The following is a 17,496-nucleotide window of genomic DNA, read 5'->3' on the forward strand; positions in this document are numbered from 1 at the left end:
AAGATTGGTTGAAAGGGTTGCCCGGTCACTCGCAGTGGACGCGGCCAGTACACTGCCGGCCTGTTGGATGGCAGCGGTGACAAGCGTCGAAGTTCTGGATTTGACCACCCTCCGGCTTTAGGAACTTCGTCAATCTTTTATGTTCCAGGAATAGTCTGTCGGGATTGTGTCTGTGGCATCCGTAGCAGGTGTAGGTGGCGAGTGTGCTTGGATGGCAAGTCTTGCAGGAAGGACTGCCGCCGCCATGATTGAGGGGAAAGTCATCATGGGGGCGCCAGTGGGTCGCCGGTACCCAGGCGTCTGCGTTGTGGCAATTGCCGCATTCGGTCCCGAAATATCCGGCATGGAATTCCGGATCGACGTGGCATTCCGCACATGCGGGTGAAATGCCGGCAAATTCCACTTCTACATGACAGCTCTCGCAGGTAATGCCCGCGTGGCCGCCAGCGAGGGGCAGGTCGGTGTCGGCGTGGTCGAAAATCGTCTCGCTCCAGGCCGCCTCCTGATGGCAAATTTCGCACTGAACTCCATTTTGTCCTTCGTGTGCGTCTTTCGTAACGTGGCAGGTATAACACGCCGTGTCCAAACCGATCCACTGTTTATCGATGTGGCAGGAGGAACACTGCACGCTTATGTGTGCGCCGGCGAGGGGATAATCCGTCAGGTCGTGGTCGACGGATACAGTTTGCCAATTTAGCGGAGAATGACATTGCCCGCAGTTTTCTCCCATTTGGCCTGCATGTTCGTCCATCTCGGCATGACATTCGATGCATTCATGTGGGGTCGATTGCAGATCGTCCATGTTGGAGGCGATCTTATGACACGCCTCGCAGGGCACATTGAGGTGAGCGCCTTGGAGGGGAAAAAGGGCTTGCTGATGATCGAAGCCGGCGCCGACGCGGAAGGAACCGTCGTGACAACCTAAACAATCCCAGTGGAAGATATCGATGTGTTTCTGTGTGCCGCTGGCATCATTTTGTTCGTGGCATTCTCGACAGGAATTAACGTCGAACTCATGCACGCTTTGTGGATGGCACGATTGACACTCAGGTTGGCTTGCGGGCGGCAGCTCCCGATGCGCGGTGAGGAAGAACCCCACATTCTGGTGCGGAAAAACAACGCGTTTAAAATCTGTGAGCGGTGCTGTGGCGCCATGGTGTTCAATGTGGCATTCCTGACAGGTATACAACGTATCGAAAAAACCGTGCATGCTTGACTCAATCTCGCGTTCTTCTGCAACCTCGGTGTGACATGCGATGCATCGGTCTTGCATGTGTTCCTCACTCCAGAACGGAACGTGGCAAGCAGCACATTCTCGTTCAAGATCGGCGTGGCTGCGGACTCCGCCTTTCGGCAGATTGCTTTCCGAATCGTTTAGATCACCTGGACTGAACATTGCGCCGCCAGATATTATGGAGGCGCCTAAAATGGCAGCGCTGGGAAGGAGCGCTGCCAGAGCTTCCTTCCGGGTTAGAATGCCGAGAATTCTTTTCATAACGTTCGTAATTTTCATCGACCGTCACCGCGCCAAAACAACGTAATACAGAGCTGCTCCGATGTGCACGAATGATGCGACGAAAAGTGAAATCCCGAGTGGGATGTGAACGCTGCGCCAAAGAGAAAGCAATCGCGGTGCGATTTCATAAGTACGTATCTGAATAAATAGATCGTTTCTATGCTGGCGTAAGGAATCAACTTGGCGTAACTGCTCGCGTGTTTTATCGTCGGCTTTTCGCAATCCACTGCGCCATGCCGAATTAGCACGCCAGTGTAAATACGTCCGACCTAAAACCGTACCAATCCCACCTGAAATCTTTTCAAGATTCTGAGGCAAGGCCGATACTGCTTCATGGTCTTGTTTCTGCAATTCTTTTTCAGCATCATCGAGTGCTTGCTTCAGCTCTTCAAGTGTCACCACATTTCCTTGTGGCGTCCGAGGTACCGCAGTGTAGATATATCTCCCAATAAATCCACTGAAGACCAAGATGCCCGTCATCAAGGCCACAATGCCGGCCAAGCCATGAAAATGAAATGCGCTATGGAGCAAGATCAAGTACGGTCCAACGATGCCAGTGAAAATATGGATTCGAAGCCAAGTTTGCATTTGACCCCACTGCACACGACGCGAGCGCTTGCGAATCGAGTACAACGTCTCTGTCGCCAGTAGGAGGAGAAATCCTGTGATGCCCATGCTGTGCCCCGTCGGGTCACTTGAAGCGGGGAGATAAGGGTGCGAGGCAAATCCCAGGTAAATACCTGTAATGAGTAGGATGGCAATGAATGCCAGGATGATTTCTCGATGCAATCGCATGCTGCTTCTCGTTACTGTCGTGTTGGAATCGGGGGAATAAACATCGAATGGTAAAAATGGAATCTGCCTCGAATGGTGTCGTGGACCTTGCAGGCATACACAGATCCCCCGGATACATGCATCATCGACTTTCCCAGCTCGTTATACCCAATCGCACCCTACTATTATTTACGATTCCAAGAGTACGTGCAAGCGTCTGCCAGAGTTCTTGGCTTTCTCGCACGTTCCATATTCACCGTTAAAGCTGCGGAGATCTAAAACTCGAATGTTCGACTGGCGCGTTACTGTACTTGGCCTTCAAAAAACTCTCTTCCAAACGCATCCAATCCGAGATTTAGAAAGTCCCCCGTCGCCATCACTAAGAAGGAGAGCTTGATCGACTTGCATACGAAGAAAATCTCGATAATATAAGTCAACTTTTTCGATACGTTGTCATCCAGCCTCATTTGAGCCGTCAACATCGAATCTTGAACATCGATCAACCATAGGAGTAAAAGATGAGAAAGCACATATCCATCCTGGTTCTGCTTATGACTTTGCTGCTCGGGGCGTGTGGCAGAAATGAGACGCCGGAAGCGACGGCCACGACTGCGCCTGAGCCGATAGTGGAAGTGCCACCGACGCCAACGGAAGACCCCGTCTTCCAGGCTCTCCAGGCATATCTGGGAAGCTGGAGTGGTGAGTGGCACAACATAACCTTTGGTTCATCCGGAGCCGTTAGTGCAACGGTAAGCGCCGATGAAGAGGGCACGTTGACCATCAGCCTGGATCTGGACGGTTCCGTCTTCGGCGCTTCCGATCCCGATCCGGTTATCTACAGCGGCAATTTCGACGCCGAGGGCGCCGTCTTCACCATCCCCGGCGACCCGCTGTTCGGCGATTTGACCATCACCATCACGGAATACGGCGAGGTCGTCATCGTAGGCGAATCGGTGCCCGATGAGAGGATCGATAAAGTCTCTGCGGTAGGAACGGTTACTCCGGAGGAAATTTCTCTCGAGTACATCGTCGCTTTTACGACGGGAGACTCTGCTGTGGGCGATCTGACCTTGACCAAGGATTCCTAGCCAAGATCCGATCGGATTGAAATCGAAGCTCTGCCGAAAAATTCGATCACCAGATGTTCGAGGGGCTCCGGTTTTTGCTGGGTTTTCATGTGCTGACGGATTGCCATCGCCGATGTTGTAGAATCCGCGCGTCACAAATCCCTCGCCGGAGTCGTTCCAGGATTGGAAACGAATTTGAGATCCGACGATTGTTTCGATTTCTGACGTAGCCTGCAGGAAAGGGATAATTAATGCTTACTCGCAACCGACGATCGTTGTTCATCGCTATTGCCGTCGTGTCGCTGATTCTGGCGGCTTGTGATTTTCCCGGATTTCAGACGATTGAGGAGGAAACCGGAGATGCGCCGACGGCGACTCCGACGCGCGAAAGACAAGACGGGTCAAACCCGCGCCAGACACCGACCGAAGAAGAGCAGTTACGTTTACCGACTTCCACCGCAACACTCGAACCGACCGACGAACCGCCGACGTTGACGGCCAAGGTCAACGCGAATTGCCGCACCGGCCCGAACGTAATATTCGACGAGTATGGGTATTTGCTCAACGGGCAATCGGCGCCGGTCGTCGGCAGGGCGAGCGACAACAGCTGGTACGTGGCGCAACTACCAGATCGTTCCCGGCCTTGCTGGATATCCGCTTCGATCGTTTCGATCAATTTCGATCCGGCCATGATAAAGATCATTGCCTCACCTCCAACGCCCACCCCCGTGTTGGGTTCGATCGGCGGAGTCCTCTGGCATGATATCTGCAAGTTCACCGGCGGGGAAGCAGGTGAACCCGTCGTGCTGGGACAGGGCTGTGTTTCCTGGGGTGACCCAGACATTGGTGAGTTTGGTCCCAATCAGGTTTACGACGCCTTTGAGACCGGATGGTCCGGTGTCACTTTGCACATCGGCAGTGGCGCCTGCCCATCGACGGGGCTGGCCACCGCAGTTACGAATGCGAACGGGGTTTACAGCTTCAACGGTTTGCTGGCCGGCACATACTGTGTGTCCTACAGTGCATTGACGGATGGCAATGACGTTATTCTCCTCCCCGGTGGACCGACTTACCCGCAGCGTGGGGCGGATGGATTTTATCAAACCGTCACCATTACCGAAGGCGAAAACATGACCAACGTCAACTTCGGATTTGCATGGCAGTTTTTCAATTAAACCCCACGATTTAGTGATCTGAAATAAACGAAGGAAGCGCCGAACAGAAGGCGCTTCCTTCCTTTTCTGTAATTTATGAGCCGACTCTCAATTCGATAGACGCTGTATGAACGCAGAAAAACCAATTCGGATTTGACGATTTCCCCTTTCTCGTGGTATGATCCGAAAATCCAGTGAGCCGCTCGTGCGCAGGGCGGCTCTGATGCAGGAATCGGAGGAACACAACATCAGCGCATCAGAATTTCGAATTAACGAACACATTCGCGCGCGTGAAGTACGTCTCATCGGTCCCGATGGCAAGAACGTTGGCGTCGTTTCCATTCGTGAAGCGCTCGATATTGCCAGGGAAGCCGATCTCGACTTGGTTGAAGTTGCACCGAACGCCGAACCGCCCGTCTGTCGTGTTCTTAATTACGGGAAATTCCTTTACGAAAAATCGAAAAAGGATCGTGAAGCGCGTAAGGCACAAACCAAGGTAGAAATCAAGGAAATTCGACTGCGCCCAAAGACATCCCCGCATCATCGCGGCTTTAAAGTGCGCAACGCAAGGCGCTGGTTGTCCGAAGGCAAGAAAGTGAGAGTCCGCATTCGATTTCGCGGCCGGGAAATCACCTACCCCGAAATCGCGATCGAAGACTTGAAGCAGATTGCCGAGGAGCTTTCCGATGTCAGCACGATCGAAATGATGCCCGACATGGAAGGCCGTACGATGCTGATGATGTTGGCGCCGCTGAAGAGCAAGTAAGCGCAGTAGAATTCTCGACAACCGATGGAAATTCTACCCCGCGGACTGAACGTCGTCCGCGGGGCTGTCTCGAAGGAGAGGTACAGTGGGACGGAAGGGTAAATTCAAACTCAAGACGCACAAGGCGACCGCCAAGCGGTTCCGCCAGACCAGCAAAGGGAAAATCGTTCGCACGGTCAGCGGTAAAGGCCATCTGCGCCGCAATACGCCAAAGCGGACCAAGCGCATGTTTTCCAAAATGGTGCCGGTCAAAAGCAAGAAACTCTCGAAACGGGTTCGTCGTTTGGCCCCGTATCTGAGTAAATACAAGGCCAACCCGAACGCTCGAACGGGACAATCATCGTAACCGCGGGTAACTGAGTTGCGGCCGTTGGGCGTACCAAACGGATGCAGTTCTCCGCATCGGCGCCCAGGGGTTCGCAGGAGCGAAGACCATGACCAGAGTTAAGGGCGGCATCGTCACACGCCGCCGGCACAAGAAAGTACTCAATCTCACCCAGGGGATGTACGGCACACGCAACAACCTATTTCGACGCGCAAACGAGGCAATGCTCAAGAGCCTGTGGTATGCCTATCGCGACCGTCGCACAAGGAAGCGCGATTTGCGCCGCCTCTGGATCGCACGCATCAATGCCGCCGCACGACAAAACGGCACGACCTACAGCCGTTTGATCCATGACATGAAGCAGCGCGAAATTCGCCTCAATCGAAAGATGCTCGCAGATTTGGCCGTGCGCGATCCCAATGCGTTTACATCGATCGTTGAAGCCGCGTCAAAATAAATTCAAATTCGAGAACAAATGCAGCAGGACGCATCGGCGTCCTGCTGTTCGTTTAAAATTTCAATCCCCCTCGATTGCTCTTGACCCGATTTAATTTTCTAAATAACGTTTATTCTTCAATTGGCACGAGCGGGACCAGTTCCAATTCTTCCAAATCGGGCTCGTCCAGACCTGCCGGCTGAAGTACAAAGATGTATGTGCAATTGAGAACACCCGGGATGTCCGCCAGTGCGCCACCTTCTGGGACGTTCAGAACATACGCATCGCCACTTTCGCGGTGCACGAAAACATGATCGATCTCGGGAGCGGAACTCGGACGTGGCAACGCGAAACCACTCGATAATTGGCAATCGCCTGTCAGATTAAAATTGAACCTCTCCAATTTCACGTGCAGATATACGGCCTCATTTTGACAGCTCCCCGAAATTTCGGCTCGGATGGAATAAATCCCTTTGTAATTTGTGATCGGGCAGGAGGAGTTGTTACTATTGAGCCGCCCCGACATTGTTAACGATATCTCTTGATCGAGCTCGGCCTCCACTTCTCCATCATCTTTGATGAGCAGGACAAATGGCTTGAAATCCGATGTTTCCTCAAGGTAGAGTTCCTCCGAGGCTGTGCTCATCTTGAGAACACAGGTATGATCGTACCAGAGGTTGTAATACCTCGAATAGTCCGGACAAGACTCACCGGGGCCTGTGATCAAACCCGATCCAATCTCATCATCACTGCTGATATCGATCTCATCCAGACTCATATCTTCTTCCGAGTCGGCTTCTCCAAGATACAAGTCTTCTTCGAGCACATCTCCAGTGTTCTGTTCGTCCGCTTCCTGTTCGAGGGACTCCCCCCAACCCATCAAGCCACAGGAAGCGATCAGAACACATACAATACCGATCGTAAAGCCCTTTGCCATCACTCCACAACGATCGTTTAACTGGTTGGCGCGCATTTTCCACATCCTTTCCCACCAATCGGATGATCGCCTTCGTCCCCGCAAGGTAAATTCGTATGTATGCTCATATCTGACACGTCACCGAAAATCGATTTGTGACACGAAATACAAGACCTGCTTGGATGTTGTGAAGTGAACCGCTTCAGCTGTCTTTGTGGAGGGATGATCAGCGGCTTTTGACTTTGCAATCCACCACCAGCATACAATAACCCAGAATGAAATTCATAACGCATCATGTTCGAAGTTGTTAATCTCAAGAGAAACTCATGTGTTGTTAATTCTGATGCTACAATCAATGAGAATTAATGTCGAGGAAGAAGTCTATGTCCGATTTGGTCGCCGAGCACGAATTTCCCACGGGCCAGACCCTGAGTCTTTTCTACGGAGACCTGACCGAGGAGAAGGTAGACGCCATTGTCAACGCTGCCAATGCTCACCTTCTCCACGCGGGTGGTTTGGCGGCCGCAATCGTTCGCAGAGGGGGAAGGAGTATCCAGGAAGAAAGCGATGGCTGGGTGCGAGAACATGGTCCTGTTTCCCACGCTCGGCCGGCGCTGACGGGAGCCGGATCGCTGCCCTGTCGATATGTAGTCCATGCCGTCGGACCCAGATGGGGGGAAGGCGACGAGGACGCCAAACTGCGAACCGCGGTCAGGGCTGCATTATCCCTGGCAGATCGACGGGGATTCAAGAATGTAGCATTGCCGGCCATCTCCACCGGCATATTCGGATTCCCGAAGGCGCGCGCTGCGGATGTGATCTTGGACGCCATTGCCGATTTCTGTGCCGAACATCCGGACGCGTCTTTGAAAGACATACGCATAATCCTGATCGACGCCCCCACTGTGCGCGTGTTTATCGCGGCATTCGCCTCACGTTGGCCGAACAGCGTCGTGGAGCCATGATCACTTCCATCAACAACCCGCGCGTGAAACTGCTGCGCCGGCTTCAAAATCACCGCGGGATCCGCGAAAAGGAAGGGGTTTTTATCATCGAAGGTACGCGTCTGATAAGCGAGGCAATTTCAGCGCAAGCGCCTATCCGGGCGGCGTTTCACACGGATCATCTCGACGAGAACGGGCGCGGTTTGATCCACAACATGCAGCGCCTGGGCGCGGAGATTTTCGCCGTCTCGGATGAAATCATGTCGGCCTGCTCGGATACCGTTGCACCGCAGGGAATCCTGGCCGTCCTGTCGATTCCGGAGCGTCCGATTCCCAGGGACGTCAACCTGGCATTGATACTCGATCGCATTACGGATCCGGGCAATCTGGGCACGATATTGCGCACGGCACTCGCAACTGGTGTGGATGCCGTACTGCTGACTGAAGGCACGGTCGATGCCTACAATCCGAAAGTGGTGCGAAGCGCCATGGGCGCTCATTTTCACCTGCCCATCGTGCGCTCATCCGTCGAAGAATTAGCGCAATATATGGCAGGCCTGCAGCTATACATGGCAGATGTCCGTGCGCAGCGTTCGTACCTCGAGGTGGATTGGCGGGAGCCGGCGGGATTGATCATCGGATCGGAAGCGAACGGGGTGCAGCCGGCTGTCGAAAAGATCGCCGCGCATCGAGTCCGCGTTCCCATGCCGGGTAAGACGGAATCGTTAAATGCGGCCGTTACGACGGCCGTCATTCTCTACGAAATCATACGTCAGCGAGGAGTAAGATGAAAATACGCGCCCTGACGGGCTTTTTGGATCCCGGCTATCCGGTCGAACCCAAACGGATCGAAACCATCGCAGCCTGCCTGCAGACCTGCAAAGAGATGCTGCAAGATTCTGGCTACGAGGTACAAACGCTGCGCATCGCCGCGCCTCCACCGGCAGAGATGGAACAGCCTGTTCCACCGGGTGAGCGCGCCAACTTTGCCCGCCAACTGGAAGCCGAGAGTTTTGTCAACGCCATCGATTATGCTTCGATCGGACCGGCGCTGCCGGATGAACTCGACGGCTACGCCTTCATCCCCAACGTGCTCGGTGCGACGGAAATCGTCTTCGCATCGGGTTTGTTTGCCGATCCTGAAAACGGCGTTTCCCTCCCCGCCGCGCGAGCGTGCGCGCGTGCCATACAGGAGACATCGCTGTTGACAGACGACGGTTTCTCGAATTTACGTTTTGCCGCCTTGGCCAACGTTGCGCCCGGGACTCCGTTCTTCCCGGCCGCGTACCATCGGGGTGGAAACATGACCGTCGCCATCGCCACCGAGGCGGCCGATCTGGCAGTGGAATCCTTAAAAGAAGCCCGTTCCTTGTCCCATGCCCGCCGGCGTCTTGTCGGCGCGATCGAAACGCACGCCGCCTCGATACAAAGTATCGCCCAGAGAGCGGCCGTTAAACACGAAACACAATTCCTGGGAATCGATTTTTCCATGGCGCCGTACCCCGAGGAGGCCCGCTCGATCGGGAGTGCACTCGAGGCTCTGGGCATTCCCACGGTTGGCTTGAGCGGCACGGCTGCAGGCGTGGCTTTTCTGGCCGACTGTCTGGACCGGGCGCAATTCGTTCGTACAGGCTTCTGCGGCATGTTCATGCCGGTGTTGGAGGATTATGTCCTGGCGGGGTCTGCGGCGAAAAAGGCGCTCAGCGTCAATGCCTTGCTGCTTTATGCCACGCTGTGCGGCACAGGATTGGACACCATACCGCTTCCGGGCGACGTTACGGCGGAAGCCATGACGGCCGTTTTGCTCGACATCGGGGCGGTCTCGTTGCGGCACAACAAGCCGCTCACGGCCCGGCTCATGCCCATTCCCGAAAGCCAGCCGGGCGACGAAATCCACTTCGACTTTCCCTACTTCGCCGACAGCCGGGTGATGAATCTGGCGGCCAGGCCGTTGGAGGGGTTGCTCGCCGGTCCGGAGGTGCTTTATCTGGGACCTCACCTTTCGTGAGCCTTGCTCTTGTCGATCGTCCGAGGGTTCGTTAGAATGTGGTATCTTTCTTCACGAGTGTTAATTTGGATTCGAAGCCAGGGAGACACAGATCGTGATCCCTGGTTTCTTCAATCCCCCACTACGTCGTTATCCTGATCTGTTGAATGATGAAACTCCTGGAAACATTAAACTCGCAACAGCGTCAAGCGGTCACTGCAGATCAGGGCCCGGTTCTTGTCCTGGCGGGGCCTGGCTCGGGGAAGACGCGCGTATTGACGCATCGCATCGCTTATCTCGTTAGCCACGTCGGTGTATCACCGGGCCACATCATGGCTGTGACTTTCACCAACAAGGCGGCGCGCGAAATGGCGAAGCGCGTGGCGCAGCTGCTCGATGAATCCAGCAGCAAACGCGGCGCCGTGCAAACGGGCGTCAGTCTGGGGACCTTCCATTCCCTGTGCGCTCGCATGCTGCGCCGCGAAGCGGACCGTTTGCCCTTCACGCGGGACTACGTGATTTACGATGACGCCGACCAGCAGGCTCTGATCCGCAACGCCTTCAAGGAACTAAACATCGATCCCAAGCAGATCTCCCCGCGAAAGATCCTCAGCAGCATCTCGCGGGCGAAGAACGAACTTATCGAGCTCGAAGATTTTTCGGCCGACAGTTACAATGCGGAGGTCACGCGGCGGGTCTATGAGCGTTATCAGGAACAGCTGCGCGTCAACAATGCACTCGATTTCGACGATTTACTGCTATTCGCCGTGCTGCTGCTGCGCGGAAACGATGACCTGCGCCTGCATTACCAGCAGCGCTACCAACACATTCTGGTCGACGAATTCCAGGATACGAACACCGCCCAGTATGTGCTCCTGCGCCTCCTCGCGGGAGACCGGCCGGACCTCTTCGTCGTCGGCGATCCCGACCAGTCCATCTACCGCTGGCGTGGTGCGGATTACCGCAACGTGAATCGTTTTCGCAAGGATTACCCCGATGCCCAAGTCATCCTGCTGGAGCAGAACTACCGCTCGACGCAGACCATACTCGACGCAGCGATGGCGGTCATCGATCGCAATCCCAATCGTCAGCCCAAGCGCCTTTTCACCGACCGGGGAGAGGGGGCGAAGATCACGCTGCATGAAGCGTATGATGAAAACGACGAGGCAAGCTACATCGTAGAAACCATCGCCGGTTTGACGTTGTTGGAAGATATCGAACCCGGGGATTGCGCTGTGATGTATCGCACGAACGCACAATCCCGGGTGCTGGAAGAGGCGTTTCTGAAGGCCGGGCTTGCCTACCGGCTCGTCGGCGCCCAGCGGTTCTACGGCCGGCGGGAAATCAAGGACGTCGTCGCCTATCTGCGTTTGATCCACAATCCGCGCGATCAGGTCGCGCTGCTGCGAGTGATCAACGTTCCGCCCCGCGGCATCGGGGCGAGGACCATCGAAACGTTGCTCGAAACGGCCGAGACTCAGCATCTTACCCCGTGTGAGATCATCTTGGCTTTGGCAGACCAGACCATGCCTGAGGCGGAAGCGGCTTTTTCGGGGCGTACGAGGCAGGCCCTGTCTGAATTCGGAAGAATGTTAAAGGGCTGGCTCGAGCAGCGCGATAAGCTGGGCATCGATGCCTTGATCGATCGAGTGTTGCAAGATACCGGATATCGGGACTTCATCGATGATGGCACGGAAGAGGGAGATGAGCGCTGGGCGAATGTCCTGGAGTTGCGTGCTGCAGCGCAGGAATTCGCACAAATGGGATTGACCACCTTCCTCGAACACGTTGCCCTGGTCTCGGATCAAGACACTCTGACGGAAGGGTTGAACGCCCCTACGCTGCTCACGCTGCACGCCGCCAAGGGACTCGAATTTCCCGTCGTGTTCATCATTGGACTGGACAATGGGGTGCTGCCCCACCAGCGATCCTTCAACGATCCGGAGGCGATGGCAGAGGAGCGCCGGCTCTTTTACGTAGGCATCACGCGAGCCCAGGATCGACTTTTTCTGCTGCGCGCCTTCCGACGTCGTCAGGCCGGCGTTTCCACGCTCAGCGATGCTTCGCCGTTTCTCGACGATCTCCCCCCCGATCGACTCGATGGGATTCACCCCAATCGACATGCCTGGGATCAAGTTTCTTTTCAACGCCAGACTCGTTGGGAAGATGCGGCACCGCCTCGGACTCAAGCGCGCTATCAGGCAGGCATGCGCGTCGTACACCCCCGATTTGGAGAAGGGATCGTTCTGTCCACGGAAATCGAATTCGATGACGAGGAGGTGACCATCGTTTTCGACGACGGTGAGACGAAGCACCTGGTCGCTTCGTTGGCCAATCTGAAAATCCTGGCGGAATGATCGGATGCGGTAATTCCCTGCTGTGAGCATAGAATATCGCGAGGCAGTACGGACGCCCGCCAGCAACGGCTGAAATGCCGTTATAATATCGCCGGTAAGATATCCAAAATCAGGTTGATGAAGATGAACATATTCCTCACGGGCGGCGCCGGCTACATCGGATCGGCTGCGGCTCAGATATTGCTGGAGAACGGCCATCAGGTCACGGTGTACGACTCGCTCGTAAAGGGATACCGCGCGGCGGTCCCTGAGAGCGCGCGTTTTGTCCACGCCGACCTGGCGGATCGGGATAGGCTGGACACCGAATTGTCGGCTGAAAATTACGACGCCGTGATGCATTTCGCCGCCTTCATCGAAGCCGGGGAAAGCATGCGATTTCCGGGAAAATTTTTCTACAACAACGTTTCGCTGTCGATCGATCTCATCGACGCCTGTTTCAAGGCCGGCGTGCGGCGTTTCGTGCTTTCCTCCACGGCCGCCGTTTACGCCTCCAGCGACGAACCGCTTTTGGAAGATTCCGCCATCGGACCGGTCAACGCCTATGGTCAGACCAAGCTGATGATCGAGCAGACACTGGAATGGTACCGCCGCATCCACGGCCTGCACTACAGTGCGCTGCGCTACTTCAACGCCGCCGGCGCGCTGCCCGAGCGAGGGGAGGCGCACCAGCCCGAATCCCATCTCATCCCGCTCGTGCTTCAAGTCGCACTCGGGCAGCGTAAAGAAGCCCAAATCTACGGCAGCGATTACCCCACACCGGACGGAACGGCGATCCGCGATTACATCCATATCCTGGACTTGATTGGCGCCCACATACTGGCGCTCGACGCACTTCAAGACCACGATCGTTTGATCTATAACCTGGGCAACGGCGCGGGATATTCGGTGCGGGAGGTGATCGAGACCGCTCGCCAGGTGACGAGTCATCCGATTCCAGCCGTGGAATCACCCCGCCGACCCGGTGATGCACCGCGCCTTGTGGCTTGTGCCGATAAGATCGTGCGCGAATTGGGATGGAAACCACAGTTCACCGAACTGGAGCAGATCATCGCCAGCGCCTGGGAGTGGCATCGAACGCATCCCCAGGGATACGCCTGAGATGAGCGCGTGTGGGAGAACGGGATGGCACAAGAATTCTGAACTGCCGTACGTTCAAGCGGCGTGCGATGATTTTTACACGCTCATGCCGCACAAAGCCCGTTTCGCTGGATGATCTGCGGCCATGCCGCAACCCCGTGCTATAATCGCCCGAATACCCATATCCAAATCTTTCGAGGAGTAATTTTTCCATGACCTATGAGTTATTCAAAGTTCCCAATGATGGAGCGAAGATCTCCATATCCAATGGTGTACTCGATGTGCCCAATAATCCAATTCTGCCCTTCATTGAGGGCGACGGACCCGGCCCGGATATCTGGCGCGCCTCGGTGCGTGTCCTGGACGCCGCTGTGGAAAAGGCTTACGGCGGTGAGCGCCGCATCGCCTGGATGGAAGTCTTCGCCGGCGGAAAAGCCTACGATCAATACGGCGAATGGCTTCCACAGGAGACGGTGAAAGCTTTCGACGAATTTCTCGTGGGGATCAAAGGCCCGTTGACTACGCCCGTCGGCGGCGGCATTCGCTCGCTCAACGTGGCGCTGCGCAAGGCCCTCGATCTCTACGTATGCCTGCGTCCGGTGCGGTATTTCGAAGGAGTCCCCTCACCGGTCAAGAACCCACAGTTCGTCGACATGGTCATCTTCCGCGAGAACACGGAGGACATCTACACCGGAATCGAATTCGAACAGGGCAGCGCAGAAAATAAAGCGTTCAAAAAACTGCTCAAGGAAAACTTTCCCGAGGAGTACGCCAAGATGCGTTTCCCGGAAACCTCCGGCATCGGTCTGAAACCCGTTTCCAGGCAGGGCAGCGAGCGGCTGGTCCGCGCGGCCATCCGTTATGCGCTGGACAACGAACGACGTTCGGTGACCCTGGTGCACAAGGGTAATATCATGAAGTTCACGGAAGGGGCGTTCCGCAGTTGGGGATACGCACTGGCGGAGCGGGAATTCAGCGACAGCGTGTATACCTGGTCGCAGTGGGATCGCACCAAAGCGGAAAAGGGGGAAGAGGCAGCAAACGCGGAACAGAAGGCGGCCCTGGACGCGGGACGTATGCTCGTCAAGGACGCCATCGCCGACATTGCCTTTCAGCAAACCATCACCCGCGCGCGTGAATTCGACGTGATCGCAACGATGAACCTCAACGGCGACTACCTTTCAGATGCCCTTGCGGCGCAGGTCGGTGGAATCGGCATCGCCCCGGGCGGCAATATCAACTACGAAAGCGGCCACGCGATCTTCGAGGCCACCCACGGTACTGCCCCGAAATATGCAAACCTGGACCAGGTCAATCCGGGGTCGGTGATCCTCAGCGGCGAAATGATGCTGCGTTATATGGGTTGGAACGAAGCTGCGGACTGTATCGTGCGCGGCATGCAAGGCGCTATCGCGGCCAAGACCGTGACCTACGATTTCCATCGTCTCATGTCGGGTGCGACGAAGTTGAAGTGCTCCGAATTCGGCAGTGCGGTGATCGAGCACATGGGGAATTAAACAACCATGGAGTCGATCAAAGCGCGCGCGTTGGAGGTATGCCAACGTCTCCTGGATGCGTACGGCCAGCCCGAATGGCGCAATCCATTGCCAGCTTTGGACGAATTGGTTTCCACGATCCTTTCCCAGAACACAAACGATGTCAATCGCGACCGTGCTTTCGCATCGCTACAGGCTGCTTTTCCCACTTGGGAAGCGGTGCGGGATGCCGATCCCGATTTGGTGATTGCAGCCATTCGCACTGCAGGGCTGGCGAATCAGAAAGGCCCCCGCATTCAACGCGTGCTGCAGCAGATCACGCAGGAACGCGGCGAACTCGATCTCGAATTCCTGCGTGATTGGCCTGCCGATGAGGTTTTTAATTGGCTGACCCGCTTCAAAGGCGTGGGTCCAAAAACGGCATCGATCGTGATGCTCTTTTCGTTGGACAAACCTGCCTTTCCGGTGGACACACACGTGTATCGGGTCACCGGAAGGCTCGGCATTCGAGCAGAAGGAACGAGCGAAGCAAAAGCGCACCGGACCCTGGCGAAAATTTTCCCGGAGGACCAGTACTACGCTGTGCACCTTAATCTGATCCGGCACGGCAGAGAGGTGTGTCACGCGAGAAATCCGGAATGCGAGCGCTGCGTCTTGAAGGACATCTGTGTGTACTATCTTCAACTCGTCGCGAAGTGAACCGGTTGAGCCTGAAACCCGGGTTGAATGAATCAATCAACGCGCAGCAGGAGGAACGAATTCAACTGCAGCGGCCCAAGGATCGCCGGGGGTCATGACGAAAAATCTGCGTTGGTATGACTGCTTCACCATAAATATCTACTGGGTCGGACTGACCACGATCACGAGCACCCTTACCCCCTTGATCGGGCCACTGCTCGTGCAGCGCTTTGTCGGCGAGGCTGTCAAAGGTTCGTTTCTGGGAAGCATCCGCCTGTGGACTTTGATGGTCGCACTTCTTTCCCAGGCATTCATGGGAATGTTGTCCGACCGCAGCACATTTCGCTGGGGACGCCGCAGGCCGTTCATCCTTTTGGGGACGATGGTGGATCTTGTATTTCTGGGACTGATCGCCTTTTCCGCCGGCCTCGAGGGTATGACGGGCTATTGGGTTCTTTTCGCGAGCGCCACGCTGCTTTCCATCTCCTCCAACACCGCATACAGTGCGCAGCAAGCGCTCATACCCGACCTCGTGCCGCAGCATCATCGCGGGCGATTCTCGGCGGTCAAGGTCATCTTCGAATTGCCCATCCCCATCATCCTGGTTGCGTTTACCGTCGGAAGATTGATTGCAGCGGGAAGATTGGTGACGGGAATCGCCGTAACGTGTGGCATCCTCTTTCTCAGTATGCTGATAGCGATGTTCGTGCGCGAAAAGCCATCGGAAGCTGCGCCAAGCAAAGGGGATTGGGCACCATTTCTCCGCCTGGTTTTCATGACGGTGATTTTCACGGGCATTATCCTGGGCGTCGGAGAACTTGTGAAACGCATGGCGGTGGTTCTCGAGGCGATCCCTTCGGCAGCGATGCTGCTTGCGTATCTGGGCGTACTCGGGCTCGCGGCCGTGGTGATCGTCATCGGTTTGGGCGTATGGATCAGTGTACGCATCGCAGTCGGCGAGGCGATCCGGGAGCGGAAAGAATTCTTCTGGTGGATCGTAAATCGTCTCACTTATCTGGTGCCGGCGTCGAACCTGGCGGCCTTCGCGGTTTACTTCCTGCAAGGGCGTTTTGGCTTCACCAACGAAGAGGCTGCGGTGCCGGCCAGCCAGTTGATCGTGGTCGTAGGCCTGTTTTTGCTGCTCGTGGCGCTTCCAAGCGGATGGCTTGCTGACCGCTACGGCCGCAAGCGGATATTGATCGCCAGCAGTCTGATCTCGGCCGTCGGAACCCTGGTCACCTTGCTGTCTCCCAACCTGACCGTTCTGTTCATTGGTGCGAGCCTGATCGGCGGTGGGACCGGCTTGTTTTACAGCGCCAATTGGGCGTTGGGCACGGATCTGGTTCCGAAAGACGAAGCCGGCAGGTACCTGGGAATCGCAAACCTGGCCGGCGCCGGCGCGGGTGCCGTAGGAGCGTACATCGGCGGTCCCATCGCTGATTCCATAACCCGAGCCGTTCCGCAGACCCCCGGTCTTGGATACGTCTTGTTGTTTGCCGTTTTTGCGATCCTCTTCCTGCTTTCATCCATTGCGTTGATCAAAATTCCGGAGCCCCGGAGATGCCCGGTCGAGACCGGCTTGTCGCGCAGTACGATTTGACGAGAGATAAACTGGATGTACAATCGAAACAGCGATCGTTGATCGTCAATCGGAAACGATCGAGGACCTGAGGGAAGGTGAGTATGTCCAACGAAGAGAAGATCGGCAAGGTGACACATTATTTTGGAAAGATCGATGTAGCCGTCTTGAAGATCGAAAAAGGAATCAAGCTCGGGGAGAAGCTGCATTTCGTCGGAACGCATACCGACTTTTCCCAAGAAATCAAATCCTTGCAGATCGAACACGAAGACGTCTCGGAAGCTGATGCGGGATCTGATGTGGCGATGAAGGTCAAGGACCGCGTTCGCGACGGAGATACTGTGTATCGCCTCGCGGACGAAGATTAGTTGACTGCGCTGGATTCGTTCAAAATTCAAGTCGGAGCTTCAGCGCCGCGAGGTGC

17 protein-coding genes are annotated in these 17,496 nt (G+C 55.6%); 14 read left to right on the forward strand and 3 right to left on the reverse strand.

Going from position 1 to position 17,496, the window contains the following annotated elements; all coding sequences use genetic code 11:
* Positions 1-25: 25 nt before the first annotated feature.
* Positions 26-751 (reverse strand): hypothetical protein, encoded by a 726-nt coding sequence (locus P8Z34_05525; GenBank protein MEJ2550125.1) that lies wholly within the window; start codon positions 749-751, stop codon positions 26-28.
* 768 nt (positions 752-1,519) lie between these two features.
* The gene (locus tag P8Z34_05530; protein ID MEJ2550126.1) at positions 1,520-2,311 is read right to left on the reverse strand and encodes a hypothetical protein; all 792 of its coding nucleotides are present in this window, start codon (positions 2,309-2,311) and stop codon (positions 1,520-1,522) included.
* Between the two features lie 497 nt (positions 2,312-2,808).
* Here P8Z34_05530 and P8Z34_05535 point away from each other — a divergent pair, with 497 nt between their 5' ends.
* From P8Z34_05535 to rplT, 5 genes are all read left to right on the forward strand, one after another.
* Complete coding sequence (locus P8Z34_05535; protein MEJ2550127.1) at positions 2,809-3,378, forward strand: hypothetical protein; 570 nt, start codon at positions 2,809-2,811, stop codon at positions 3,376-3,378.
* Between the two features lie 230 nt (positions 3,379-3,608).
* Entirely contained in the window at positions 3,609-4,532 is a 924-nt protein-coding gene (locus P8Z34_05540; GenBank protein MEJ2550128.1) for an SdrD B-like domain-containing protein, read from the forward strand.
* Positions 4,533-4,689: 157 nt separating this feature from the next.
* Positions 4,690-5,277, forward strand: a complete 588-nt coding sequence (gene infC, locus P8Z34_05545; GenBank protein MEJ2550129.1) for a translation initiation factor IF-3 — start codon at positions 4,690-4,692, stop codon at positions 5,275-5,277.
* 85 nt (positions 5,278-5,362) lie between these two features.
* Complete coding sequence (locus tag P8Z34_05550) at positions 5,363-5,623, forward strand: 50S ribosomal protein L35 (GenBank protein MEJ2550130.1); 261 nt, start codon at positions 5,363-5,365, stop codon at positions 5,621-5,623.
* Positions 5,624-5,711: 88 nt separating this feature from the next.
* Positions 5,712-6,059 carry a 50S ribosomal protein L20 gene (rplT, locus tag P8Z34_05555; GenBank protein MEJ2550131.1) on the forward strand — a complete coding sequence of 116 codons (348 nt, stop codon included), beginning with the start codon at positions 5,712-5,714 and terminating at the stop codon, positions 6,057-6,059.
* A 109-nt stretch (positions 6,060-6,168) separates the two neighbouring features.
* Here rplT and P8Z34_05560 read toward each other — a convergent pair whose 3' ends face one another.
* Positions 6,169-6,864 (reverse strand): hypothetical protein, encoded by a 696-nt coding sequence (locus P8Z34_05560; protein MEJ2550132.1) that lies wholly within the window; start codon positions 6,862-6,864, stop codon positions 6,169-6,171.
* 473 nt (positions 6,865-7,337) lie between these two features.
* On the opposite strand from P8Z34_05560, the gene P8Z34_05565 reads away from it, so the two are divergent.
* The 9 genes from P8Z34_05565 to P8Z34_05605 all read left to right on the forward strand — a co-directional run bounded on the left by P8Z34_05565 (position 7,338) and on the right by P8Z34_05605 (position 17,440).
* Entirely contained in the window at positions 7,338-7,919 is a 582-nt protein-coding gene (locus P8Z34_05565; protein ID MEJ2550133.1) for a macro domain-containing protein, read from the forward strand.
* Positions 7,916-8,689, forward strand: coding sequence for an RNA methyltransferase (locus tag P8Z34_05570; GenBank protein ID MEJ2550134.1), 774 nt, complete (start codon positions 7,916-7,918; stop codon positions 8,687-8,689). The genes P8Z34_05565 and P8Z34_05570 overlap by 4 nt, the downstream gene beginning before the upstream one ends.
* Complete coding sequence (locus tag P8Z34_05575; protein MEJ2550135.1) at positions 8,686-9,906, forward strand: DUF711 family protein; 1,221 nt, start codon at positions 8,686-8,688, stop codon at positions 9,904-9,906. The genes P8Z34_05570 and P8Z34_05575 overlap by 4 nt, the downstream gene beginning before the upstream one ends.
* 146 nt (positions 9,907-10,052) lie before the next feature.
* Positions 10,053-12,242 carry a UvrD-helicase domain-containing protein gene (locus P8Z34_05580; GenBank protein MEJ2550136.1) on the forward strand — a complete coding sequence of 730 codons (2,190 nt, stop codon included), beginning with the start codon at positions 10,053-10,055 and terminating at the stop codon, positions 12,240-12,242.
* Between the two features lie 123 nt (positions 12,243-12,365).
* Entirely contained in the window at positions 12,366-13,340 is a 975-nt protein-coding gene (galE, locus tag P8Z34_05585; protein ID MEJ2550137.1) for a UDP-glucose 4-epimerase GalE, read from the forward strand.
* A gap of 191 nt (positions 13,341-13,531) precedes the next feature.
* On the forward strand, positions 13,532-14,836 hold the full coding sequence (icd, locus tag P8Z34_05590; GenBank protein ID MEJ2550138.1) for an NADP-dependent isocitrate dehydrogenase: 1,305 nt from the start codon (positions 13,532-13,534) through the stop codon (positions 14,834-14,836).
* 6 nt (positions 14,837-14,842) lie between these two features.
* Positions 14,843-15,514 (forward strand): endonuclease III, encoded by a 672-nt coding sequence (nth, locus tag P8Z34_05595; protein MEJ2550139.1) that lies wholly within the window; start codon positions 14,843-14,845, stop codon positions 15,512-15,514.
* Between the two features lie 94 nt (positions 15,515-15,608).
* Positions 15,609-17,093 carry an MFS transporter gene (locus P8Z34_05600; protein ID MEJ2550140.1) on the forward strand — a complete coding sequence of 495 codons (1,485 nt, stop codon included), beginning with the start codon at positions 15,609-15,611 and terminating at the stop codon, positions 17,091-17,093.
* An 83-nt stretch (positions 17,094-17,176) separates the two neighbouring features.
* Positions 17,177-17,440 (forward strand): hypothetical protein, encoded by a 264-nt coding sequence (locus P8Z34_05605; GenBank protein MEJ2550141.1) that lies wholly within the window; start codon positions 17,177-17,179, stop codon positions 17,438-17,440.
* Positions 17,441-17,496 lie beyond the last annotated feature (56 nt).

The sequence above is a fragment of the Anaerolineales bacterium genome (genome assembly GCA_037382465.1).
In the GTDB taxonomy this organism is placed as follows: domain Bacteria; phylum Chloroflexota; class Anaerolineae; order Anaerolineales; family E44-bin32; genus WVZH01.

What these genes read in the sequence shown, in the direction of transcription:
- P8Z34_05565 (MEJ2550133.1), top strand. Translation starts at nt 7,338, where the DNA reads ATGTCCGATTTGGTCGCCGAGCACGAATTTCCCACGGGCCAGACCCTG.
- P8Z34_05535 (MEJ2550127.1), top strand. Translation starts at nt 2,809, where the DNA reads ATGAGAAAGCACATATCCATCCTGGTTCTGCTTATGACTTTGCTGCTC.
- P8Z34_05600 (MEJ2550140.1), top strand. Translation starts at nt 15,609, where the DNA reads ATGACGAAAAATCTGCGTTGGTATGACTGCTTCACCATAAATATCTAC.
- P8Z34_05605 (MEJ2550141.1), top strand. Translation starts at nt 17,177, where the DNA reads ATGTCCAACGAAGAGAAGATCGGCAAGGTGACACATTATTTTGGAAAG.
- icd (MEJ2550138.1), top strand. Translation starts at nt 13,532, where the DNA reads ATGACCTATGAGTTATTCAAAGTTCCCAATGATGGAGCGAAGATCTCC.
- P8Z34_05580 (MEJ2550136.1), top strand. Translation starts at nt 10,053, where the DNA reads ATGATGAAACTCCTGGAAACATTAAACTCGCAACAGCGTCAAGCGGTC.
- P8Z34_05530 (MEJ2550126.1), bottom strand. Translation starts at nt 2,311, where the DNA reads ATGCGATTGCATCGAGAAATCATCCTGGCATTCATTGCCATCCTACTC.
- P8Z34_05525 (MEJ2550125.1), bottom strand. Translation starts at nt 751, where the DNA reads ATGGACGAACATGCAGGCCAAATGGGAGAAAACTGCGGGCAATGTCAT.
- rplT (MEJ2550131.1), top strand. Translation starts at nt 5,712, where the DNA reads ATGACCAGAGTTAAGGGCGGCATCGTCACACGCCGCCGGCACAAGAAA.
- galE (MEJ2550137.1), top strand. Translation starts at nt 12,366, where the DNA reads ATGAACATATTCCTCACGGGCGGCGCCGGCTACATCGGATCGGCTGCG.
- P8Z34_05570 (MEJ2550134.1), top strand. Translation starts at nt 7,916, where the DNA reads ATGATCACTTCCATCAACAACCCGCGCGTGAAACTGCTGCGCCGGCTT.
- nth (MEJ2550139.1), top strand. Translation starts at nt 14,843, where the DNA reads ATGGAGTCGATCAAAGCGCGCGCGTTGGAGGTATGCCAACGTCTCCTG.
- P8Z34_05575 (MEJ2550135.1), top strand. Translation starts at nt 8,686, where the DNA reads ATGAAAATACGCGCCCTGACGGGCTTTTTGGATCCCGGCTATCCGGTC.
- P8Z34_05540 (MEJ2550128.1), top strand. Translation starts at nt 3,609, where the DNA reads ATGCTTACTCGCAACCGACGATCGTTGTTCATCGCTATTGCCGTCGTG.
- infC (MEJ2550129.1), top strand. Translation starts at nt 4,690, where the DNA reads ATGATCCGAAAATCCAGTGAGCCGCTCGTGCGCAGGGCGGCTCTGATG.